Origin of the sequence: Streptomyces sp. NPDC005794 (genome assembly GCF_042871445.1) — a bacterium.
Lineage (GTDB): Bacteria > Actinomycetota > Actinomycetes > Streptomycetales > Streptomycetaceae > Streptomyces.
In genome coordinates, this window is the sequence record NZ_JBIAIN010000011.1 from 36,133 (window position 1) to 57,438 (window position 21,306).

The following is a 21,306-nucleotide window of genomic DNA, read 5'->3' on the forward strand; positions in this document are numbered from 1 at the left end:
CGAACACGGGACGATCCCCGGCCGCCGGAGACTCCCGTGTGGGAACCGTCCAGAGAGCACGGGTTTCACGCCCTGCGACACTTCTACGCCTCCGAGCAGCTGGAGGCCGGCGAATCGGTGCTCTCCCTGACGCGGTGGCTCGGCCACACCGACCCGGGGTTTACCGTGAAAAAGTACGCCCACTTCCTGCCCAGGGCCGGATCCCGCGGTAGCGGCGCCATCGACGCCGTGTTCGGTGAGACCCGGCCGGGGCTGCTGAGGCCAGAAAGCCCGCGAAAGTCCCACAGAGGCCCCACAGGTACCGCCGCACCCCCTACGCCCAGCGCATCCGCAGGTCAGAGGGGGTGCGGCGGTGCTGTTGCGTCAGAAAGGCGACGAGCGCCGACTCGTCATGCCTTCTGTGCTCCGCCGAAGGTCGCTTCTTCTGTTGCAGGGACTGTCGGCTGAGGCGGTCCGGCGAGGGTACGAGGTGCGGAAGGCCCACTCGTTCTTCCACCCACGCGAGGGTGGAGTGGACATTGCTATCGACGGCCTCCCTTACACCGTCAGTGTCAGGCAGGAGTTCCCGCAGTCCACGGATCCCGACCGCTCCTCTCGCCTCGTCGTGGAGCTCGCTCATGGCCTGGCCGACCGGCCCGGCCGCTGGCGAGATCGGAAGACCCGGACGCTCGAAGAGGCCCTGGACACGGTCCTCGGAGAGATCGAGGCGCGAGCGGCACGAGACGCTCGGCGCAGGCAGGACGAGCAGCAAGCCATTGCGGAACGCGAAGTTCGCTGGCGAGCGGCCGTGGAGGTGGCGAAAGAACAGGCTGTTTGCGAACAACTTGCGCAGGCACTACGCGAAGAGGCCGGGCGCTGGCAGGAGTCCGCTGCCCTCAGCGCGTACTGCACGGCCTTGGAACGTCGGATTGGCGAGCTTCACGGCGTCGTGGACGAGCCAACTTTGAGTCAGACCCGACGCTGGTTGGGGTGGGCAAGAGCGTACGCGAGGTCGATCGACCCCTTGCGCGAGCTTCCGAAGATGCCGGACGCACGAGAACCCGCACCGGAGGAACTCAATGTGGCGCCGTCGAACGTGCCGTCCCCGTCCTGTCTCCTGCCATTCCTGCGAGCGGACACAAAGGGATCCCTCGCAGCTCCTAAACTGCTGAGCAGCCCCCTCCTATTGAGCTACGCTCAAGAGCATCCGTGTGCATTCTGGGCCGAGGACTGGGCGTTGGGTGAATTATCAAAGAAACGCCCCCGCATCAGCAGCTAGTTTCTCATGATCCCGTTCGTGAAACTTGATGCTGGTTGGCTCGTTGAGCCCGACATGGATCTCTCCTCTGAACAGATGGCCGATTTGGGAGAGTTGATTGTCTCGCGTCTTGTGCCGGTCGATGTGGCCCTGCGGGCCCGGATGGTGTTGTGGTCCGACGAGGGCCGGCGCCGCAAGGACATTGCCGAACTCGCCAGAGTGGTGCCGGTGACGGTGGACCGCTGCAAGGCCCTATGCCGCGCGTGGAATGGCCGGCCTGGAGGGGAAACGCCGTGGAGGACCACGCGATCAGGTGCCGCCATAGACACGGGGAACGGGTGATCGCGCTGACGAAGATGTCGCCTCCTGCTGATTCGGGTCTGTCGCACTGGTCCACGTCTCCTGGGCTGGGCGCGAGGAACCGGCCGTGGTTCCTGTGACCACGCCGTAAGCCCAACTGGTGCGCCGCGCCTCAGGTCTGGCCGGGGCCACCGCGAACGGCGGCCCCGGCCTGCTCTGACCAAGGCGCGCCGTGTCAGCCCTGGTTGCCGAGCGGCATCCCTTGGGCTTCCCTGCGAATGCGCACCGCTGTTTGTACCGCCGCGCTTGCGCGAGCTAGCGCCCGCCGGTGAGGTGCGCCGGGATCGCGCGAGCGCGGCCGGCCTCGTCGACAAAGAGGTGCGCCTTCTGCGGCAGCGGCAGTACCCACGCGCCGTCATAGCAGTCCTGCCACGGCGTGCTGTGCCCGCTCGGCGGGCAGCACCAGTCGGCATGCGCGGTGGCGAGTAGGTGGTGAGTGGCCTCTGGTGCCGGGCCGCCGAGTTCAGTCTCGTACGGCTGGGCCAGGGTGCGGCCGATGAACTTCGCGGCGTTCACGCGGGCGTGGCGCATTGTGTCCTCCAAAGGACTGCAGGCCTCGCGCCCAATGCACAGCCTTAGCCGTCGAGCAAGGTCGAAAACCCATGTCGATCGTGGTCACGGCGGGGCAGCGCGGGGACTCACCGCAGTTCGAACCCGTGTTGGAGAACGTCTGCGTGCCCCGCATTGGGCCAGGCCGGCCGCGCGTCCGCCCCATAGAGTGCGCGCCGACAGGGCGTACGCTTCCCGCAGGAACCGCCTACCTGCGCCGCTGCGGGATCCGCTGCACCATTCCCGACAAGGCTGACCAGGCGCGCAACCGCCAGAAGCTCGGCTCCCGCGGCGGTTGGCCGCCGCGCTTCGACCCGGTCGACTACCGCGAACATCATGCGGTGGAGTGCGGGATCAACAGCCTCAAGAGAACCGCGCCGTTGGTGAGGTCGACTCGGGGCGCCCTGCTGGTGTTTCCACCAGTGGGTTTCCCCGAGCCGCCTCCCGAACCCGGCGTGCCCGTCTCCAGGCACCGGGCTCTCCACAAATCCCGTTCCGGGTTGTTCAGTTCAGTTCCTCATGCCGTAGTGGGCCACAGAGCCGGAATGAGATTTCCCCGGTATCTGGTCGTGCTTACCTTGGCCGGGTCCGTCCCTGGGCCTGGGTCCGTTCGGTGACGGTGGTGACGGCGGTGAGGTCGGCGCGGGGGACGACGATGATGCCGTCGCTGTCGCCGATGACGGCGTCTCCGGGGTTGCAGACGATGTTGCCGCAGGCGATGGGGAAGCCAATGCGGCCAAGGCCGTTCTTCCAAGGACCGGCGGGAGAGATACCGCGGGCGTAGACGGCGAGTCCTTGGCCTGCGAGTTCGCGTCCCCCTCGCCGCAGGCGCTGCGGGCAAGGCTATCCTCGCCCACCTGCCTGACAGCATTCTCGAAGCCCTGCCGCTGAGCAAGTACACCGACCGCACCCCGCTGAACCGCACCGAAATCAGGAAGGGCCTGGAGCTGGTACGCGAACGCGGCTGGGCCCTCGGTGACGGTGAACGCATCCCGGACGGCTATGGCGTCGCCGTGCCCTACTTCGCCGAGAACTCAGTGGCCGGCTCCATCACCGCCACCATCCCCCGTCACCGAGCAGACGAACTCAGCCTCGAAACCCTGACAGCCCAGCTGTCCGCCATTGCCGGCGCTGTCACGCAGCTCCTGTCAGCGTAGCCACGAGCCTCACCCTGACTGCCTGTGCGTTCAAGCTTCCGGGCGTCGGACTCAGCTGACCTACGTAGCCACTGCGCCCCCTCTGCGTAACTTCTGATCGGCTCGTCGCGGTGGAGGGCGCACCTCGGGATGGGATGCAACCCCACACACCAGGGCGGCTCCCAGCTCTCGGGGAGCTCGTCGGGCCGGATCCGCGTACGCCGCCGCCACGCCGACCGGGCCCCGGGCCGCGGAGTGCGGGTATGCCGCGCGGTAGCCACGGGCCGGGGGTCCTTGCCGTCAGTCGCTGTCATCCCATGGCGCCTCCTCGGCGACGTTCCGCGCGTCACGTGTGTAGGGAACGATGTGCACGGGGCAGTGGGAATGGTGCAGCAGCGCGTGCACGACATGGCCGAGACCCAGGGCTGAGACGCTGTGCCGCTCATGGCTCCCGACGACCAGGAGCTCCGCCTTCCGGCTCGCCTCGACGAGTACGGAGGCTGCTGACCGCGCCGTGTCCGTCTCGACCCGCACGGTGAGACCGGGGTGTTCTTCGCGGATCCGGGAGGCGAGGCCCGTCAGAAACTGCTCGCCGGGGCCTGCGCGCCGCCCGGTGTCATCGTCTGCGGCCGGGCGGACGCCGAGCCGGACGGACAGGCTGCGGACATTCAGTAGACGCAGGGGGCACTTCCGTACCTCCGCCTCCCGTGCGGCCCGGTCCAGCCACGCGGTGTCCCACTCGTCCCGCACCGCGGCCGTGACCGGCGCGCCGTTCCCTCGTTCAGGGTCACCACGCACCACGACGACGGGCGCGGGACTGCTGACGACCACTCCCAGGCCGACCGATCCGAGCAGGAGGGGACCGAAACCGCCGCTGCCCCGGCTGCCGACGACGATCATGCCGCCCGGCCCGACAGCGGTGTGGAGCGCGGTGACCGGATTCCTGCGGCTCAGCTTGACGGTGAGACCGACCCCGGGGAATCGCTGCCGTATCACTTCCGCCGTCTCCGTCAGCACGGCATTGCCGCGGTTCCGGGCGCGCTCAGACGTCTCGAACGAAGCGAACCGGTCGAGCCGGTCCAGGTTCGAGGCGTGTACGAGCCACAAGCCGTGGCCATGGCGGGTGGCCTCGGCCGCACCCCACAGTGCGGCGGCCCTGGCGTGCTCCGAACCGTCCACCCCCACGACTGTGCGCGGTTCTGCCGTGGCGCCGGACGCGTGCGTACGCATCGCTGCTCCTCGTGCCGTCCGTGTGTCCGTGTCTTCATGCTGCCACCGCCGGTCGTGGTGCGGCCAACGCCAGGAAGGCCCTGAAGGCCGGAAGGCCCTGATCCGGCGCGGAGGACGACGACGCATGGAGCCCGCCTGACGGGACGCGGGGCATGCGACGATGCGAGTGCCCGACCCGGCAGGAGCCGTGGACAGCGAAAGGCCCGGGTCCCGAAAGGTTCTAGTCCCGCACGATGCGCCACCGGTTGTCAGCCGTGCCGTCGTCCGGGTCCTGCACTGCGAAGGCGCCGAGCGCGGCGGAGCCGTTCTCGATGGCGAGCAGCTTGCCGCTGTGCACGTTGCGGATCCTGTAGGTGCCGTTTCCCTGGTCGAGCAGGGTCCATCGGTGGTCGGCGGTGCCGTTGTCCGACCACTGCAGGACCGTCGCGCCGTCAGCGGTGGACATGTTCTGGACGCCGAGCACCTTGCCGCTGTTGACGTTGCGGAAGCGGAAGGCGTCTCCGTCCGGGAGTATCTCCCAGTCGTGGTCGGCAGTGCCGGAGTCGTTCCACTGCAGGGCGCGGCCACCGTCGGCCGTGGACATGTCCTGGACGCCCAGTACGAGGCCGCTGCCCACGTTGGCGAGGCGCACGGGGGCGAGGCCGCTGGTGTTCCAGTAGACGGTGTAGTTGTGGCCGTGCGCGTCGTGGAAAGGGCCGAGGGCGACGGGTGAGCCGTCCGCGGTGGCGGTGAAGGCGAGTGCGCCGGGGCTGGCTTGTTCGATCGAGGACGTGTCCAGGGCCGGGAGGGAACGGAGGGCGGTGTCGCCGTAGTTGCCGGACAGGACCACGGGGCCGTAGGTGATCGCGGCGACTCCGGGGTTGTCGTTGGCCGCCCGCATGACGACCCGCATGGGCAGGCGGACGGTGACCGTGTCGCCGGAGGCCCAGGCGCGGCTCAGGGTGGCGTAGCTGCCGGGTGTGGTGGCGATGTCCTGTGTGTCCCCGTTGACGCTGACAGTGGCCCCACTGGTCCAGCCGGGGATGCGGATGCGCATCGCCCAGGTGCCGCCGGCGTTGCCGGTGACGCGCAGGGTGGTGGTGTCACCCTCCGGGTACGAGGTGGTCTGGGTGACGGTGATGCCGCGCTGGGACCAAGTGAGTACCGAGGGCACGAACAGGTTCACGGTCAGCGTGGTGCCGGAGTGGAAGTAGACGGAGTCCATCAGCCTGGTGTGCATCTCCAGGCCCGTACCCTGGCAGCACCAGAAGGTGGTGTAGTCGGTGCTCCAGGTGCCGCCGCCCCACGCGGGGCCCACACCGCGCCTGCCTCCCGGGTTGAGCGGGGTGAAATAGGTGACGTGGCCGTGGCTGTCTGCCGGGTTCTGCTGGCCGATCATCTGGTTCAGCCATGCCTGCTCGTAGAAGTCGAACAGCGCGGCCCGGTCCGGTTCCAGGACGAACAGTTCCCGGGTCAGGGTGAGCATGTTGAAAGTGTTGCAGCTCTCGCAGGTGTCCTGGTTCAGGTAGGAGGCGATGGCGTTCGGGGCGCGGAAGTGCTCCGCCTGGCTGTTGCCGCCGATGGCATAGGTGTGCGTGCCGACGCACATGTTCCAGGCGTGGGTCGAGATGTCCTGATAACGGGCGGTACCGGTGGCCTTGTACTCCCGGACGGCCCCGATCCACTTAGGTACCTGCGTGTTGGCGTGCAGTCCGCTCAGCTTGTCCTGGCCGGCCGCCAGCGGGTCGAACACCGCGGCGTGGTCGAACCGCTGGGCGACGGTGAGCCACCGTGCGTCGCCGGTCTGCTGGTAGAGGTCGGCCAGTACGGCGTTCATGCCTCCGAACTCGGTGCCCAGCATCGCCTGCATCTGCTGGGCGCTCAGCCTGCCGGTACGCCCGTCGACCCAGCCCGCGAGGGCCAGCAGCACGTCACGGGCCTGGGTGCTGCCGAGATGGCGCCACACGTCCAGCAGGCCGGCCAGGGTCTTGTGGATGGTGTAGTACGGCACGTTGCCGTTGGTCAGGGTGCGCGCTTCGAGGGCGCTGAAATCGGACTCGGGGTAGCCGGAGAGGTACCCGGCGCTGAAGCCGGCGGCGCTGTTGTTGGCCTGGCACTTGGCCAGCCCCGCCACCATGAGGAGAGCCTTGTCCCTGCACACGGTGTCCCCGGTCGCGGCGTACAACTGAGCCCACGCCGTGAGGAAGTGGCCCTGGACGTGCGTACGGAAGGGGAAGTCGGGTGCCTCCCAGCCACCGGTGGCCGCAGCACCGTCTGTGGACAGGCGGTGGTTGGCGCGGAAGTTGTACAGGAGCCGGTCGACGTCGACGAACCGCAAATAGTTCCGGGTGCGGTTCTGGTTGTCCAGCCACCTGCTCGCGGTCAGCCGGACCTGCCCGAGTGTGAAGGCAAGCGCCTGGACTCCGATGTCGCTCCGTGCAGGAGGTGGTACGGCCGCCTGGGCGGAGGAGCCGCCGAGGCGGGGGCCGGCTGCGGAGGCGGCAGCCGTGGCTCCGGCGACCTGCAGGAGGTGTCGTCTGCTGACGAAGGAAGACATCATGCACCTTTTCCGTGAGTGCGCACTGAACTGGCGTGTGCGGTTTTGTGTCGGTCCGGCTCTTTCGCATGCGGTGGCCGGAAACCGACCCGTTCCGGAAGTGGTCTCCTCGCGGTCGGGGGAGGGGAAGCCGAATCCGGGAATGCTGCGCCTGGCGGAAACGGCAAATATCGGAGGACCGGAATGTGGCGGCGACAGGGAGGTTGTTCGTGTTTTCGAACAGTGTTCGCTATGTCGCCGGAACCATAGTTGCCTCGTAATGCGCCGTCAATGCCGTCAACGCTTCCAACTGGCAAGCGGAACACGGGGGCAGGAGGTTTCGGTGCGAGGGGAGGAAGCGCTGTCAGGGGCCTTGACGCGCCTCTTGCGAGGGTCTATTTTCCGATCGGTCAACCGAACCATGTCCGAAATGTCGACCGCGAAAGGGGGTCGCAGAGTCACCGGCTGCCGGCTTGTCCGCCGCAGTCCGCTCGGCACGATCGCCCCCCATCCCGACCAGCGAGTACAACAACCTGGTCGCCCGCTGGGGCGCGCGCCTGAAACCGGCTGAAGTCGTGCAACTTCCCGGACCGCTACGTGCGCCACACCGGCTTCGTGGCGCAGCTCGACACCTACCCGTTCGACCCGTACGCCGACTCCCGGTGGCGGTTCGTCCCTGGCCTGGCCGATGCTTCCTGGACGTCCTTTCGCACGACAACCCGACCCGGTACATCAGGCACTCCGGCTATGTCCTGCGCGTCGATCGGGTCGCGACCACCATGGGTGCGGCGGGAGGACGGTCCGGGCTGATGGCCATGCGACAGCCCGTGCGTACGAGGGAGGCGGTGGCGGACGGCACCGGGCTCCGCCCCGCGCCGTCCGCTGTGCGGCCGCCCGGTCACATTCAGACGGCCGCGTCCGAGGAGCCGTCGGATTCCTGGCCGCGCAGTCGCGCCTCCACGCGCCCACCGGTGATCCTGGTGTCGAAAGCAGGCTGCGCCGCGGTCGCCGGTCCCCTGAGGTTCCAGCCGTCGGACAGGCGGAAGGCACTTCCGTGCCACGGGCAGCGCACGCAGCCATCGGTGACCTCGCCCGCGGACAGCGGACCGCCCAGGTGACTGCACGTGTCCGCCAGCACGCGCACCTGCTCGTCGCCCTCCCGTACGACCACGACCGGTACGTCGTCGACGTACCGGCGGACGGCCTCGCCGACGGGCAGGTCGACGACGGCGCCGATCTCGTGCCACCCGGGCTTCACCAGGTCCTGTACCGCCTCGGCGTGGTTCGCCCCCGAGGCCTGTCGGTACGCAAGGTGCCCGCCGATCGCTCCGCCGATTCCCACGACCGAGAGCCCCGCGAACCCCAGGGACTTACCGAGACAGGTGCGCCCGCGCGCGCGGGCCGTGAACGACCCGGCGTACAACGCCACGGCTGTGATGTTCGCCGCCGCGTGTACGAAGCCGACGCGACGGTGGCGGTGCTGCAGCTCCGCCCAGTCGACCCAGCCCGCCACGGCGGCCGGGCCGGCGGTGCCGAGGCCCACGCCGATGAGGGCGCGGGCCGCCCGGCGCTGCCCGGGCAGGAGGTCGAGTACCGCTGCGGAGAGCCAGCTGCCGATCGGTACCTGCACCAGCAGAGGATGCACGGGATGGCCCAGCCGGCATCCGTGCAGCACGTCGCGCAAGGGCCCCAGTGGGACGGCCCGGACCTTGTCCCGGACCAGGTCGATGACACCGTCGAGTGCGGTGGTGTGCTCCAGGCGGTCCATGGCCCGGAGAACCCTGCCGGGGCCCAGAGGTGACGGCAGCAGGCGCTTCGCGGTTCGCGAAGCCGTCCTGCCGCCAGGGGTGTGACCGCTGACTTCAGGCATTTCGTTCATAGGGGGCGGGTATCCACTGTGGGCGCCCGGTAACAGCTGCACGCCGTTGTCATTCGTTTGCCTGTCCGAAGCCCCCCGACCGCCGCCTTGCGACATTCAGCCGCTTCCAGCCGCTGAGGTGGAATTGCTGCTGTCTGTGCTGGTGCGCACCGGCGCCGACGGTGGCCGAACACCGCGACGCTCGACCTGGTTACCTCCTTGAAGAGGTCCGGAAGCACGGTGAGGAGTCGGACGGCCTGCCCCTACGGTCCGCCGTGCGGTCCGGCTGAGCTGCTCAGGAGGCGTTGACCGCGTTCCCCGACGCCGTCTTGCCCTTACTGCGGTCGACCACGGCGATCACCTCGACCGGCGCGCTGTGCAGCGCGACCCAACCGTCCTCGGGAGCATCGGACCCCTTGGTGAGGTACTTGGCCTTGATGCGGATGACAACGACGCCTCGCGGTCCCTGCCGGCTGAACTGCCGTGCTATGTACTGCGAGGTGGAGAACTCCGGATAGCGCCTGCCCTTGGTGACCTGCAGCTCCGCCTGTTCGACAGTGGGCGCGGGGGTGGCCGAGTCGGAGGCCGCGCCGCCGGCCGAACTCTGCTGCTGCATCGCCCGAATCTTCGGCATATCGTCACCCCGGCACAGCGTGACCACCGTCTCGCCGTCCGCCGCAACCGCGGCCTCCACGGCGCTCTCGGACGTGAGTGCCGGCAGCTGTGCCTCCTGAGCGCTGAGATCGTCCTCCGAGCTGTAGTCGGAGTCGCTCTCGGTGAGGGTCGTCGGGTTCGTGGCCAGTTCCATGCGCTGCACGGAGGTCGCGCCCGCCGCCGCAACGCGCCCGGCCGTGGTCTCGTCTCGCAGCGCGGGCACCGGGCCCGTCATCACCTGCCGGGCGGTGTCCTCCGCCTGGCGTTCGGCCCAGTCCGAGGGGTCAGAGACGCGCAGGCCCGAGCCGTTGTCCGTACCCGGCACGACACCCCGGCTCTGCTGGATGACATGGGTCAGCTCATGGGCGAGGGTGTGCTTGTCCCGGCCGTCCCACACCACATGAGTGCCGGAGGTGTATGCCTTCGCGCCGATCTCCGCCGCCGAGTCCATGGCCGCGGAGCCGGTGTGGACGCGCACCCCGCCGAAGTCGGCACCGCCGTGCCGGGCCTCCATCTCCTCGCGCACCGGCGCGTCCAGCGGCCGCCCCGACGAACGCAGCACCTCGTGCACGGCCGACCGGCGCTGCACGACCTGGTCGTGGCCGCAGCCCGCCGCGTGCACGTGCCGCTCCTCCTCCACGGCACGGCACACGGCCGCGTTGCCCACCGAGCGCTGCAGTGCCAGCATCCGCTGGGCCGGGGTGATGGGCGTGGCCGCACGGAATTCCTTGTCCTGTTCAGCGGCCCGCTGGGCTGGTGTTCGGTGTGCACGCACGACGATCCCCTTCACGCTGGACGGCTGATCTTCCAGCTCTACCGGACCGCTCAGGGGGGCGGAAGGTCCGTGGGGGCAACCTCGGGGCAGCCGGTGAACTGCCCTCACGGTCACAGCCGGTGCCCCCCAAGTGGGCACCGGAGGCCGTTCCGGGGATCGCTGCACGCGCGTGACGAACCCGGTCACGTAGCGATCGAGGTGCACCCCTCCGTTCGGCAGGCGCCTGTCACAGACGAGGATGTCCGCCGACACCACCGTCGGACCTTGAGTTTCCGCGAACTCGCGGGCTTCCCCGGATGCGAGTAGGCGTGGTCCTCGGCCGCGCCTGAACTCCAGGGCAGGGTCGGGCCGGAGCCGTGGCCCCGGCCGATGCCTGCGGCGAGGGTGTGAACCTCTCAGGCCGGCTTGCGCCACACGGAGATGTGTTTCGCGGAACCCTGGGTGAACGGCGCCCCGTCCCAGTCCGCGACACGGCGATCCGTGCCATCAGGTCGAGCTCCGCCGGCCAGGCGTACCGGTGCCGCGAGCTGCCGCGACGGTAGCGTCCGTCGCCGCCGTCGTGGGTGAAGTGGTGCGAGACGAGGATCTGTTCCACCAGGTCGAAGGTGTCGAAGCCGAGATGCTGCTCGGAGACGTCGAACGGCACCGCGACCTGGCCAGGAGGCAGGAACCGCAGGGGTGGCACACCCAGCTCGATGACGAATCGGCCGCCGGGCTCCAGATGACGTGCGGCGTTGCGTCGGTGACCTTCTCCCAGGGCCCGTACGTGGCGTGGAGCTGGTCGGCGGTGGGTCCGAGGGGGTTGCCGTACTTCTCGCGGTTGCGCTGTTCCAGGACGGCGACCTCCTCCGGGGCCATGCCGGCGCGGGTGATCTCCTTGGCCTGGTTGCGCATGTCGACGAGCTCCCCGGGGGAAGCCCATGGGCGGCCGGCCAGGATGCGCCGTGCCCCGTTCTCGGTGAAGAACGGGGCACGGCCACGGCGCACGACCCCGGTGCCGGGCCGGCCGGACTGCCGGCGGCGATGCCTCCGGGTCAGGCGGGAGGCCTACGGGACTCCGGTCCCGATGCCGGTGGGAGGCCTGTCCGACACGGTCAGGTCAGGAGCCCGCCGCAAGGGCTTTGTCGATCTCACCAAGGAAGGGTTCGAGGTCGCCGGGGTTGCGCGAGGTGATCAGCGTCCAGCCACCGGAACCGTCCGTCACGACCGGTTCATCGGTCCATTCGCCTCCCGCGTTGCGGATGTCGGTCCGCAGCGACGCGTAGGAGGTCAGTCGCTTGCCCGTGACGACGCCCGCTTCGACCAGCGCCCAGGGGCCGTGGCAGATCGCCGCCACAGGGCGGCCGGAGTCCGTGAACGAACGGACGATGCCGGCTGCGGCTTCCTGGAGGCGGAGCGTGTCGGCGTTCAGGGTGCCGCCCGGGACGAGCAGCAGGTCGTAGTCCCCGGGGTCGGCGTCGGTCAGGGTGAGATCGGGCCGGACCGTCTTTCCCGGATCCTTGTCACCGACCAGCGTGACGATGCCGTCCATGGATACGGCCGCGACGTCGACCTGGGCTCCCGCACCGCGAAGGTGATCGAGGGGCACCATCAGCTCGTCCTGTTCCACGCCGTAGTTGGTGACCACGGCCAGTACCTTCTGCTGCTTCATGTCGGTGTCGGTCATCAGTTGCCGCCTTTCCTCGTTCCTTCGTTCCCTCGTGACATCCCCCGGTCCACGGGCCGGGAGCATGGACGTTCAGGCTCCGTCGTCCTCCTGGATGTGCACCGCTGCCTCCTCCGCGGAGGCCGCGCCTCCGTCCACGCCGACGTCACGCCCCAGCACCCTGTTGTTGCGGACCTGCCCGGCCTCCTCGTCGGCGGCCGCGACGCGGCCCGCGCGCTCGCCCCCGGCATCGCCCTCCTCGGGACCGTTGTCCTCCGGTGTGTCGTCGGCTGCTTCGACCAGGAGCGGGTCCTTCTCGGGCACCTCCTGCGCGAGGCGCTGGTCGAGGGACTCGCCCTCCCGCTGCTCCTCGCCGGTCGTGCCGTACTTCGACACGCCCAGGGGCTTCTCCGGTGGGGAGTACCCCGTGTCCAGCACGTCGTCGAGATCGGGCTCGTCGATCACGTTCTCCGGGTCCAGGTCGTCCGAGGGCTGGTTGCCCGCGTCCGAACCGTCCGGCTGGTAGACGTCGTCACCGCGTCCTTCTTCCGGCATCGGGCCGCTCCTTCCCTTGAGGTCTGCCTGGTACGCCGCATCCGCCCGTCACCCGTACGAGGGGCGCGCGGTGTGACCGCTCTCCTGCCCACACGTGCTCATCTCAGTGATGCGGCGTTTCCCGGGTGTCCCCTCGGTTCGCCCGAGTGCGCACGGTACGACTGCCCGGCAGGTCAGAAGTGCTGGTCAGGCCCTTGTCGTCACACCCTGTCGGCCCCGGCAGCTTATGGCCGATCCCCGACTGCGGCGACCGGGCAGGCCTATGATGGGAACGTGTGTTCTAACCGGGGTAGGCTTGCCCCATGTCCGTTCATCTCCAGGGTTCGCTGTTCGACCAGGCCGACGGTCCGGGCCTCGGCCGCCTCACCGGGCTGCGACGGACAGCCCTCGGCGACGGGGCGTGGATCGACCTGCTCCCCGGCTGGCTGAGCGGCGGCGACGAGCTGTTCGCCGAGCTCGCGGCCGGGGTCCCCTGGCGGGCCGAGCGGCGGCAGATGTACGACCGGACGGTCGACGTGCCCCGGCTGCTCGCCTTCTACCGCGCCGTCGACCCCCTGCCGAGCCCCGTCCTCGACGAGGCCCGCGACGCGCTGTCCTCGCGGTACGCCGACGAGCTCGGCGAGCCCTTCACCACCGCCGGGCTCTGCTACTACCGGGACGGACGCGACAGTGTCGCCTGGCACGGCGACCTGAACGGCCGCAGCTCGTACGAGGACACGATGGTGGCGATCCTCTCGCTCGGTGCACCGCGCGATCTGCTCCTGCGCCCCTGCCGGGGCGGAGGTATCGTGCGCCGCCCACTGGGTCACGGCGACCTCATCGTCATGGGCGGCTCCTGCCAGCGGACCTGGCAGCACGCGATTCCCAAGACCGCCCACGCCCGGGGCCCGCGGATCAGTATCCAGTTCCGCCCCCGCGGAGTGAGCTGACCCGAGCCACCGCGAGGCGGTGGCCTGCGGTGGTCGGCGGTGGCTCAGGTCGACTGAGACGCCGGTGCCGAGCTCGTCTCAATCAACGTGAGGCAGCGGGGTTGAGTCCTTGACCCCAAGCGAGGTTGAGGTTTTAGCGTGTCGTGGACGTGATCACCGGCTGACGACAGGAAGAGATGACGATGATCCTCGTGACCGGCGCGACCGGGAACATTGGAAGTGCTCTGCTGAGGGAGTTGCAGGTGGCCGGCGCCGCACGTGTGCGAGGTCTGACTCGTGATGCGGGACGGGCCTCGTTCACTGAAGGGATCGAAGCCGTTGAGGGCGATCTCGCGCAGGCGGATTCTCTGAAGGCCGCGCTGGAGGGAGCGCGCTCCTTGTTCCTGTTGTCGGGTATGGGTGCGGAGGCGGAGGTCCTGGCGGCTGCCCGGCAGGCCGGCGTGGAGCATGTGGTGCTCGTGTCGTCGATCACGGTGCAGACTCATCCGCATCTGCCCGCGGCCGGCGAGAACCTGGCTGTTGAGCGGTTACTCAAGGACAGCGGCATGGCCTGGACCATACTGCGGCCGACGCAGTTCGCCTCGAACACCCTGTGGTGGGCGCAGTCGATTCGCGATCAGGGCGTGGTCCGAGCGCCGTATGCGGACATCGGCCTCCCGGCCATCCACCCTGCGGACATCGCGGCGGTGGCCTGTGCGGCGCTGACCGAGCCGGGCCATCAGGGGCGGACGTATGCACTGACCGGGCCGGAGTGCATCACGGTTCGACGGCAGGTCGCGGCCATCGCTGCAACGTTGGGGCAGGAGGTGGCCCTCATTGAGATCAGCCGGGAGGAAGCCCACCGGCAGATGGCTTCCTTCATGGGAGACGAGACCACGGATGCCGTCCTCGACTTGATGGGCGGGGACGTCAATGACGAATTGCTGAAAGTGCGCGACACGGTTTTCCGGGTCACCGGGTCCGCGGCCAGATCGTTCCAGCAATGGGCGTCGGACAATGGTGCCGCCTTCCGCTGAGACCGCATCGGCACTGCTGTTGCTCAGGTTGAGCGAGACGGCTTCAGAGGGCTCGTCTCCCCCAACCTGAGCCACAAGGCTTGGAGTTGTTGGGTGCGTCGCCTCCGGCGAGGGCGTTCTGCTCAGCGGCGTCCTGGATGGCATGCGCGATGGTTCGAAGCTGCTGGACGAACCAGGGCTCGCGCACCTGCTGGACAACCTGATCGCCGACGGCCGGATCCCGCCGCTCGTCGCCCTGCTGCCGGACTCAGCGGACGTGGAGACCCGGTGGTCCGAGCTGACCTGCCGCCCGGAGTACGTCGCCTTCCTCGCCGACGAGCTGCTGCCCTGGGCGGCGTCCCGACTCCCCGTCACGCACGACCCCGCCCGCACCGTCGTCGCCGGACATAGTCCGGGCGACCTCTCCGCCGCCTACGCGGCGATGTCCGCGCCCGGCAGCTTCGGCAACGTCCTCGCACAGTCCGGCTCCTTCTGGTGGTCCGACGGGCCACAGGCGCAGTGGCTCACTGACCGGATCGCCGGGACCCCGCGTCTGCCGGTCCGCTTGCGGCTCTCCTCCGGTGAGCAGGAATGGGTCGCCCTGCCAGCCGCCAGGCGCCTGCGCGAGGTCCTGGCGGCGGCGGGCTACGACGACGCTGCCACCCGCGCGTCCGACGGCCGCCGCGAACCCGCGCCGCCGCTGAACACCGGGGCGGGCAGGGCCGTCCGCGTCGGGGCCCGGCCCGGCCCGGCCCCGACGGCATCGGTGAGCAGGACGGTCATGAGACCTTCAGCAGCGACACCCAGGTCTCGATGGCGGGGTCCTCGGCGAGGTCCGCGAAATCCGCCTCGACACCGTGCTCCCGGCGCCGGCGTTCCAGCAGCGACATGATGCGCACCGAGTCCAGCCCGTGGTCCATGAGGTTCTCGTCGAGAGGGACGGCAGCCGGTTCCTCACCGAGGGCGTCGGCGACATCGTGGCGGATCAGTTCGAGGGTGAGCGCCACGGTGTTCAGATCTCCTTCAGGAGCGCGTCGGTCGACGTGACGACCGCGCAGCGGCCCGCGGCCCAGCGCAGTGCCATGTCGTGGTCCTCGCGCGAGAAGTCCGCCACGGCGTCGGCGACCACGAAGGCCTGGATGTCGCGCATCCACGCGTCACAGGCGCTCATGAGCACCCCGATGTGCGCGTACACACCGGTGATCACCAACTGGTCGCGCCCGTACTCGCGGAGCAGCGAGGCGAGTTCGGTGCGCACGAACGCGCTGTACTTCCATTTGGTCAGGACGGTGTCGCCCTCCACGGGCGCGACGGCCCCGGGGATCGCCAGCGCCTCGGGGTCGTCGGCTGCGCCGGGGCCCCAGAAGTCGAGCTGAAGACCGCGTTCCTGGGGCGTCTGACCACCGCGCTGCACCGAGTAGACGACCGGTACACCGAGTCGGCGGTACTCCTCGATGACGCGGGCCGTGTTGTCGAGCATGCCGGTGAGCGGCTGCTCACCGGGCGGGAACGCGCCGAGGAAGTGGTTCTGCAGGTCGTGGACCAGAAGCACGGCCCGCGACGGATCGACGGTCCAGTCCACTCGGTTGGCGGGCAGTTCGGCTTCGGTCGGCAGTGCGTAGGAAGCGATGGCGGGAAGAGCCATGGGGTGAACCTTTCGGTGCCGCTCTGGGCGGAACTCGGTGCTGATCTCAGTGCTGCGTGGTTTCGGCGCGGCCGGGGGCCGCGTCGGAGCGCAGTCCCTTCTTGCTGACCTTGCCGATTCCGGTCTGCGGGAAGGCCTCGACGAATTCGACGAGGTCTGGAATCTTGTACGCGGCGACACCGCGTTCACGCACGAGGCGTCTGATCGCCACCGGTTTCAGCGGCTCGGCGTCCTCGCGCAGGATGACGTAGGCCAGGGTTCGTTCGCCCAGGTACTCGTCGGCCACCCCCACGACGGACACGTCGTGCACCGACGGATGGCCGAGGATGATGTTCTCGATCTCCTCCGGGGCGACCTTCTCGCCGCCCCGGTTGATCTGGTCCTTGGCCCGCCCCTCGACGATCAGGTGACCCGTCGGGGTGCGGCGCACGATGTCGCCGGTGCGGTAGAAGCCGTCCTCGGTGAAAGCCTTCCGGTCGTGCTCCGGTGCGCGCCAGTAGCCGCGGATCGTGTACGGGCCACGGGTCAGCAGATTCCCGAAGCTTCCCTCGGGTACGTCCTGGTCCGCGTCGTCGACGACCCGGACCTCGTCGTCCTCGGAGATCGGCCGGCCCTGGGTGGTGACCACGGTCTCGTGGTCGTCGTCCAGGCGTGTGTAGTTGACGAGCCCCTCGGCCATGCCGAAGACCTGCATGAGCCGGCACCCCAGCGCGGGCTCCAGCCGGCGGGCCGCCACCTCGCTGTACTTGGCGCCGCCGACGAGGATCAGCTCCAGGCTCGACAGATCGTGTTCGGTGCCGGGGGCGGCCTGTGTCCACACCAGGGCGAGGGGCGGCACCATCCCGGTCATCGTGACGCGTTCGCGTTCCACGAGGGGGAACGCCGTGGCCGGGTCGGGGGTGGGGCACAGGATCACGGACCCCCCGGCGTACAGAGCTCCGAGCCAGCCCGGGGAGCTCATCGGGAAGTTGTGCGCTGCGGGGAGGGTGACGAGGAAGCGGGTGTCACCGTCGACCCCGCAGATCTCGTTGGATCCGCGCAACGAGTAGATGTAGTCGTCGTGCGTGCGCGGGATGAGCTTGGGAACACCCGTCGTGCCACCCGACAGCTGGAGGAACGCCAGATCGTGCGGCTCCGGCTCGTACCCGGTCCCGGTGGGCGTGCACGGCACCTCGGAGAGGGCGGTGTGCTCACCCGGTGAACCGACGACGAAGACGTGCTTCAGTGTCGGTGTGCGCTCCTTGACCTTCGACGCGAGCGCGAGGTGGTCGAAGCCGGCGTGCCGGTCCGGGATCACGTAGGCGACGGCCTCGGTGAACGAGCAGAAGTACTCGATCTCCGTGTCCCGGTGCGCGGGCAGGGCGTAGACGGGCAGCGCGCCGATACGGAAGAGCGCGAAGACGACCTCGACGAACTCGGCGATGTTCGGCAGTTGTACGACGACCCGGTCGCCCGGGGAGATCCCACGGGCCGCGAACCCCGCCGCCAGACGGGAGGCCCGCTCGTCCAGTTCGCCGTACGTCCAGGCGCGGCGTTCGGGGGCCGGATCGACGACGGCGACGCGGTCCGGGTGTGCGGCGGCGCGTTCGCGCAGGACACCGCCGAACGTCTCCCCGCGCCAGTGGCCCGCCGCGCGGTAGCGTGCGGCGAACTCGGCCGGCCAGGTGGGGGCGTCGGGTACCTGGCGGGGGGTCACAGGGAGGCTCCTACAGCGGTCAGGAAGGTCCGGAACTTGGCCTCGGTCTCCGCCGTCTCGGCGGCCGGCGAGGACTGCGCGACCACGCCCGCGCCGGCGAACAGGCGCAGGGTGCGGCCCTCGGCCTCGGCGCAGCGGATGGTCACGACCCAGTCGCCGTCGCCCGCCGCGTTCTGCCAGCCGACCATGCCGGTGTACGCGCCGCGTTCGAAGGGCTCGGACTCCGCGATGACCTGCCGGGCGACATCGGTCGGCGTGCCGCAGACCGCCGGAGTGGGATGCAGGGCCGACGCCAGGTCCAGGGCGGTGGACGAGGGGTCGCGCAGTTCCCCGGTGAGGGTCGTCGACAGGTGCCACATGGCGGCGGTCCGTACGAGGGTGGGGCGTTCGGGCACGTCCAGGCGCACACAGTGCGGCGCGAGGGCCTCGCGGATGGCGTCGACCACGACCGCGTGCTCGTGCAGGTCCTTCCGCGAGTCCAGCAGGGCGGCCGCCCTGCGGACGTCCTCCGCCAGATCGCTGCTGCGTGGTGCGGAACCCGCCAGTGGATTGGCGACCAGCTGGGTGCCCCGGCGGGCCACGAGGAGCTCGGGGCTCGCGCCCACGAGGGTGCGTCCCGGGCCGCTGGGCACGGCGAAGGTGTAACCGTCCGGGTCACGGCGTGCCAGCCGGCTCAGCATGGCCGGCAGGTCGAGGTCACGTGCGGAGGTCAGTTCGAGTGTGCGGGCGAGGACGACCTTGTCGAACTCACCGGCGCGCATCCGCTCCACGGCGGCGGCGACGGCCGCGGAGTACTCGGCAGCGGCCGGCACCTCACGTATCCGCCAGTCCTCGCCCTGACCGGCGTCCGGGCCGTGCAGGGCGATCAGAGGGTCCGTGCGCAGGGCAGTCGCCCACCGGACGGTCTCCGGGACCGCGAGGGCCGCCACGCCGTCGGGTGCGAACGGGACCGTGCCCATGACGACCGGGGCCGGGCCGCCCGCGCGCCGGGCGGTGTCCAGGACCTCCCGCACCCGCTCGCTCAGCGGGCGTGCGTCGTGCGGCACCTCGGCCGTGGTCCCGGAGCCGAGCAGGGTGTGCCGGGGTGTGGCGAGAAAGCGGTCCGTGCCGGGCCGGTAGGCCTCCAGGAGGGCGGTCGCGGCCCCGGGGGAGTCGAGTGGGGGAGGAACGGTGGGGACGCGCAGAGATGCAGACATGGGTGGTCTCCAGTGGGGACGGCTCGAGCGTCGGCAGGTTGTCGGGCGGTGCGGGACGAGAGGCCGGGCAGGCCGGGTATCAGGCCCGCAGGGTGGCTCCGCCGTCGACGTACAGGTCGTGCATGGTGATGTGCCGGGCGCGGTCGGACACCAGGAAGGCGACCGCGTCGGCTATGTCGGAGGGGTCCGCTATCCGGCCGAGCGGGATACCGGTGCGATACGTCGCCGGGTCGCCCTCGATGACGCGGCGGACGGCGGCCTCCTCGTCCCCCGCCGTCCACATGCCGCGCTGCATGTCGGTGAGGGTCGAGCCGGGGGAGACGGTGTTGCACCGCACTCCGTGCGGTGCCACCTCGAGGCCGAGGCACTTGGTGAACATCACGGCCGCGGCCTTGGAAGCGGCGTAGGCCGCCATGTTCGTACGGGGGATGCCCGCGGCGTTGGAGGCCACGGTGACGATGCTGCCCGAGCCCCGTTCGGTCATCCGGCGGGAGACGGACCGTGACACATGGAACACCCCGTGGGTGTTGACGGCGAACGTGGCCGCCCACTCCTCGTCCGACAGCTCGGCGACCGGCGCACCACGGAGGATTCCGGCCACGTTGACCACGATGTCCAGCGGGCCGATCGTGCGCTCCACGTCGGCGACGAGGTCCTCGACGGCGGTGGGGTCCGTGACGTCGAGCGTGCGCGCGGTCACCGGACCGTCGTACCTCTTCTCGAGCGCGGCGATGCCGTCCGCGGCCAGGTCGGTGGCGAGGACGCGGGCACCCCGGCCGGCGAGGGCCTGTACGACCGCCTCGCCTATGCCGCGGCCCGCTCCGGTCACCAGGGCGATCCGGCCGCCGAGTTCCTGCTCGGGGCTCACTTGGCCATCGCCTTCCGGATGTCGTCGAGTACCGAGACGGCTGCCTGCGCACCACCGAGGCTGGTCCACTCGGTCCCGTCGACGACCGTCGCGTGTGCGTCACGCACGGCGCCCAGCTGCTGGTAGGCGGACTTCTTCGCCAGCTCGGCGAGGAGACCGGCGTCGGTGCCCGCGTCGAGGGAGCCGATGAACAGCCAGTCGCCGTCGATCTCCTGGAGTTTCTCGTCGCTGAGTGGCGTCGAGCGGCCCTCGCCCTTGTCGTTCTGGACGCCCGGGCGCGCGAAGCCGAGGTCCTTCAGGACGTCGCTGACGAAGACGCCCTGCGGCGTGACCGCGGTGCCCTTGGCCGAGTAGCGGGCGACGGACACGCTGGCGCCAGCCCGGGAGCCGAGGTCGGTCGTGAGGGCCGCGGCCTTGGCCGCGTAGGCGGTGAGGAACTCCTCGGCCTCGTCGGACTTTCCGAGCGTCGTGCCGGTGAGCTCGAGCGCCTTCTTCCAGTCCTTGGTGCTGCCGATGGTGACGACAGGGGGCGCGATCTTCCGGAGCTGCGCGAGCACCTGCTCGTCGGCGAGCTGTCCGGCGAGGATCACATCCGGCTTCGCCTGGACGACCTTCTCGATGTCCGGGCCGGTGACGGCGCCCACCACGGGGACGCTCTTCGCCTGGTTCGCCACGTACCGGGGGGCGTCCTTCCGGCCGCGTCCCGCCGCCAGGCCCGCCGGCTCGACGCCCAGCGAGAGGGACGCGTCCAGGCCCATCTCGCTGAGGGCGACCACGCGCTCGGGGTCCGCCGGAATCTCCACCTTCGTCCCGGACGTGTCCGTCACCTGGGTCGTGGTCGCCGGTGCGCCGGCGGCAGCGGATTCGGCTTCGTCCTCGGATCCGCAGGCACTCAGGGGGAGAGTGCACAGGGCGATCAAGGTCGCCGACACGACGGGACGTGTGATTCCGCGGGACGAGGGGGGCGAGTGCGGCGCCATGGCCAGGGATCTCCGTTTGTAATCAGACGAATCCTGTTCCGTCAGAACCCTCTCCGAAGCCTGCATCGAAGAGAAATGGTGCACACGGCGCCATTTCAGGGCATAGGGGTGCCCAGGGCCCGCAAGAACCGGACGAGTTCCCTTAGGTTAGGCTACCCTTATATCGATAGCGCAAGGGGGTCGGCCAAGATCAGCCGGATCCCGCCCATCCGAAGGTCCTCCACCCCGAGGTCGCTCAACTCTCCGTTTTTGCACGGTACTTCTGGTTCTCCTTGTGGCCTTGTGCTGCTCTCCCTCGTCATCGGCACGGGTGAGAGCACTGCGGGGCGCGCCTGGGACTTCCTCCTCGGTGACCCCTCCGCCCGAGCCGATGCACAGATCCGGCCGGCCGTCATGGACGTACGCCTTCCACGTACGCTCGCCGCTCTCCTCGTCGGTACGTGCCTCGGCGCGGCCGGTGCTCGTCTGGATCGCCCGCTCCTC

The 21,306-nt window shown here is 69.7% G+C and carries 20 protein-coding genes and 3 pseudogenes; 7 read left to right on the plus strand and 16 right to left on the minus strand.

Features of this window, described 5'->3' with window-relative positions; translation table 11 throughout:
• Positions 1–313: 313 nt before the first annotated feature.
• Positions 314–823 carry a hypothetical protein gene (locus tag ACFYQ5_RS18965; protein ID WP_389198786.1) on the minus strand — a complete coding sequence of 170 codons (510 nt, stop codon included), beginning with the start codon at positions 821–823 and terminating at the stop codon, positions 314–316.
• A 453-nt stretch (positions 824–1,276) separates the two neighbouring features.
• Here ACFYQ5_RS18965 and ACFYQ5_RS18970 point away from each other — a divergent pair, with 453 nt between their 5' ends.
• Positions 1,277–1,579 (plus strand): hypothetical protein, encoded by a 303-nt coding sequence (locus tag ACFYQ5_RS18970; protein WP_389198788.1) that lies wholly within the window; start codon positions 1,277–1,279, stop codon positions 1,577–1,579.
• 273 nt (positions 1,580–1,852) lie between these two features.
• Here the strand turns inward: ACFYQ5_RS18970 and ACFYQ5_RS18975 are convergent, their stop codons facing one another.
• Complete coding sequence (locus ACFYQ5_RS18975; protein ID WP_389198789.1) at positions 1,853–2,113, minus strand: hypothetical protein; 261 nt, start codon at positions 2,111–2,113, stop codon at positions 1,853–1,855.
• A 606-nt stretch (positions 2,114–2,719) separates the two neighbouring features.
• Positions 2,720–2,974 carry a hypothetical protein gene (locus ACFYQ5_RS18980; protein ID WP_389199090.1) on the minus strand — a complete coding sequence of 85 codons (255 nt, stop codon included), beginning with the start codon at positions 2,972–2,974 and terminating at the stop codon, positions 2,720–2,722.
• On the opposite strand from ACFYQ5_RS18980, the gene ACFYQ5_RS18985 reads away from it, so the two are divergent.
• The gene (locus tag ACFYQ5_RS18985) at positions 2,947–3,303 is read left to right on the plus strand and encodes an IclR family transcriptional regulator C-terminal domain-containing protein (RefSeq protein ID WP_389199092.1); all 357 of its coding nucleotides are present in this window, start codon (positions 2,947–2,949) and stop codon (positions 3,301–3,303) included. The two genes, ACFYQ5_RS18980 and ACFYQ5_RS18985, sit on opposite strands and share 28 nt — an antisense overlap.
• A gap of 279 nt (positions 3,304–3,582) precedes the next feature.
• On the opposite strand, the gene ACFYQ5_RS18990 is transcribed toward ACFYQ5_RS18985, so the two are convergent.
• Positions 3,583–4,512: a universal stress protein gene (locus ACFYQ5_RS18990; protein WP_389198791.1), complete on the minus strand. Its 930-nt coding sequence runs from the start codon at positions 4,510–4,512 to the stop codon at positions 3,583–3,585.
• A gap of 220 nt (positions 4,513–4,732) precedes the next feature.
• Positions 4,733–7,048 carry a beta-L-arabinofuranosidase domain-containing protein gene (locus ACFYQ5_RS18995; RefSeq protein WP_389199093.1) on the minus strand — a complete coding sequence of 772 codons (2,316 nt, stop codon included), beginning with the start codon at positions 7,046–7,048 and terminating at the stop codon, positions 4,733–4,735.
• 594 nt (positions 7,049–7,642) lie between these two features.
• Here ACFYQ5_RS18995 and ACFYQ5_RS19000 point away from each other — a divergent pair.
• Positions 7,643–7,837, plus strand: a complete 195-nt coding sequence (locus tag ACFYQ5_RS19000) for a hypothetical protein (RefSeq protein WP_389198792.1) — start codon at positions 7,643–7,645, stop codon at positions 7,835–7,837.
• A gap of 94 nt (positions 7,838–7,931) precedes the next feature.
• Here ACFYQ5_RS19000 and ACFYQ5_RS19005 read toward each other — a convergent pair whose 3' ends face one another.
• From ACFYQ5_RS19005 to ACFYQ5_RS19025, 5 genes and pseudogenes are all read right to left on the minus strand, one after another.
• A complete protein-coding gene (locus ACFYQ5_RS19005; RefSeq protein WP_389198794.1) occupies positions 7,932–8,795 on the minus strand; it encodes a Rieske 2Fe-2S domain-containing protein in 864 nt (287 codons plus the stop codon).
• Positions 8,796–9,180: 385 nt separating this feature from the next.
• Positions 9,181–10,314: a DUF4765 family protein gene (locus ACFYQ5_RS19010; protein ID WP_389198796.1), complete on the minus strand. Its 1,134-nt coding sequence runs from the start codon at positions 10,312–10,314 to the stop codon at positions 9,181–9,183.
• A 395-nt stretch (positions 10,315–10,709) separates the two neighbouring features.
• Positions 10,710–11,053: pseudogene (locus tag ACFYQ5_RS19015) on the minus strand (SAM-dependent methyltransferase); the annotation flags it as partial.
• A 360-nt stretch (positions 11,054–11,413) separates the two neighbouring features.
• The gene (locus tag ACFYQ5_RS19020) at positions 11,414–11,980 is read right to left on the minus strand and encodes a type 1 glutamine amidotransferase domain-containing protein (RefSeq protein ID WP_389198797.1); all 567 of its coding nucleotides are present in this window, start codon (positions 11,978–11,980) and stop codon (positions 11,414–11,416) included.
• 72 nt (positions 11,981–12,052) lie between these two features.
• Positions 12,053–12,514: a DUF5709 domain-containing protein gene (locus ACFYQ5_RS19025; RefSeq protein ID WP_389198798.1), complete on the minus strand. Its 462-nt coding sequence runs from the start codon at positions 12,512–12,514 to the stop codon at positions 12,053–12,055.
• Positions 12,515–12,816: 302 nt separating this feature from the next.
• On the opposite strand from ACFYQ5_RS19025, the gene ACFYQ5_RS19030 reads away from it, so the two are divergent.
• The 3 genes and pseudogenes from ACFYQ5_RS19030 to ACFYQ5_RS19040 all read left to right on the plus strand — a co-directional run.
• Positions 12,817–13,443 carry an alpha-ketoglutarate-dependent dioxygenase AlkB gene (locus ACFYQ5_RS19030; protein WP_389198800.1) on the plus strand — a complete coding sequence of 209 codons (627 nt, stop codon included), beginning with the start codon at positions 12,817–12,819 and terminating at the stop codon, positions 13,441–13,443.
• 182 nt (positions 13,444–13,625) lie between these two features.
• Positions 13,626–14,459, plus strand: coding sequence for an SDR family oxidoreductase (locus ACFYQ5_RS19035; protein WP_389199095.1), 834 nt, complete (start codon positions 13,626–13,628; stop codon positions 14,457–14,459).
• Between the two features lie 175 nt (positions 14,460–14,634).
• Positions 14,635–15,117, plus strand: a pseudogene (locus tag ACFYQ5_RS19040) (alpha/beta hydrolase); the annotation flags it as partial.
• Positions 15,118–15,217: 100 nt separating this feature from the next.
• On the opposite strand, the gene ACFYQ5_RS19045 reads toward ACFYQ5_RS19040, so the two are convergent.
• The 6 genes from ACFYQ5_RS19045 to ACFYQ5_RS19070 all read right to left on the minus strand — a co-directional run bounded on the left by ACFYQ5_RS19045 (position 15,218) and on the right by ACFYQ5_RS19070 (position 20,823).
• Positions 15,218–15,445 carry a phosphopantetheine-binding protein gene (locus ACFYQ5_RS19045; RefSeq protein WP_389198802.1) on the minus strand — a complete coding sequence of 76 codons (228 nt, stop codon included), beginning with the start codon at positions 15,443–15,445 and terminating at the stop codon, positions 15,218–15,220.
• A gap of 5 nt (positions 15,446–15,450) precedes the next feature.
• Positions 15,451–16,083 (minus strand): isochorismatase family protein, encoded by a 633-nt coding sequence (locus tag ACFYQ5_RS19050; RefSeq protein ID WP_389198804.1) that lies wholly within the window; start codon positions 16,081–16,083, stop codon positions 15,451–15,453.
• 46 nt (positions 16,084–16,129) lie between these two features.
• Positions 16,130–17,779 carry a (2,3-dihydroxybenzoyl)adenylate synthase gene (locus ACFYQ5_RS19055; protein WP_389198805.1) on the minus strand — a complete coding sequence of 550 codons (1,650 nt, stop codon included), beginning with the start codon at positions 17,777–17,779 and terminating at the stop codon, positions 16,130–16,132.
• Complete coding sequence (locus ACFYQ5_RS19060; RefSeq protein WP_389198807.1) at positions 17,776–18,975, minus strand: isochorismate synthase; 1,200 nt, start codon at positions 18,973–18,975, stop codon at positions 17,776–17,778. The genes ACFYQ5_RS19055 and ACFYQ5_RS19060 overlap by 4 nt, the downstream gene beginning before the upstream one ends.
• Positions 18,976–19,054: 79 nt before the next feature.
• The gene (locus tag ACFYQ5_RS19065) at positions 19,055–19,843 is read right to left on the minus strand and encodes a 2,3-dihydro-2,3-dihydroxybenzoate dehydrogenase (RefSeq protein WP_389198809.1); all 789 of its coding nucleotides are present in this window, start codon (positions 19,841–19,843) and stop codon (positions 19,055–19,057) included.
• On the minus strand, positions 19,840–20,823 hold the full coding sequence (locus ACFYQ5_RS19070) for an ABC transporter substrate-binding protein (RefSeq protein WP_389198811.1): 984 nt from the start codon (positions 20,821–20,823) through the stop codon (positions 19,840–19,842). The genes ACFYQ5_RS19065 and ACFYQ5_RS19070 overlap by 4 nt, the downstream gene beginning before the upstream one ends.
• A gap of 262 nt (positions 20,824–21,085) precedes the next feature.
• On the opposite strand from ACFYQ5_RS19070, the pseudogene ACFYQ5_RS19075 reads away from it, so the two are divergent.
• Positions 21,086–21,291, plus strand: a pseudogene (locus ACFYQ5_RS19075) (iron chelate uptake ABC transporter family permease subunit); the annotation flags it as partial.
• Positions 21,292–21,306: the final 15 nt, after the last annotated feature.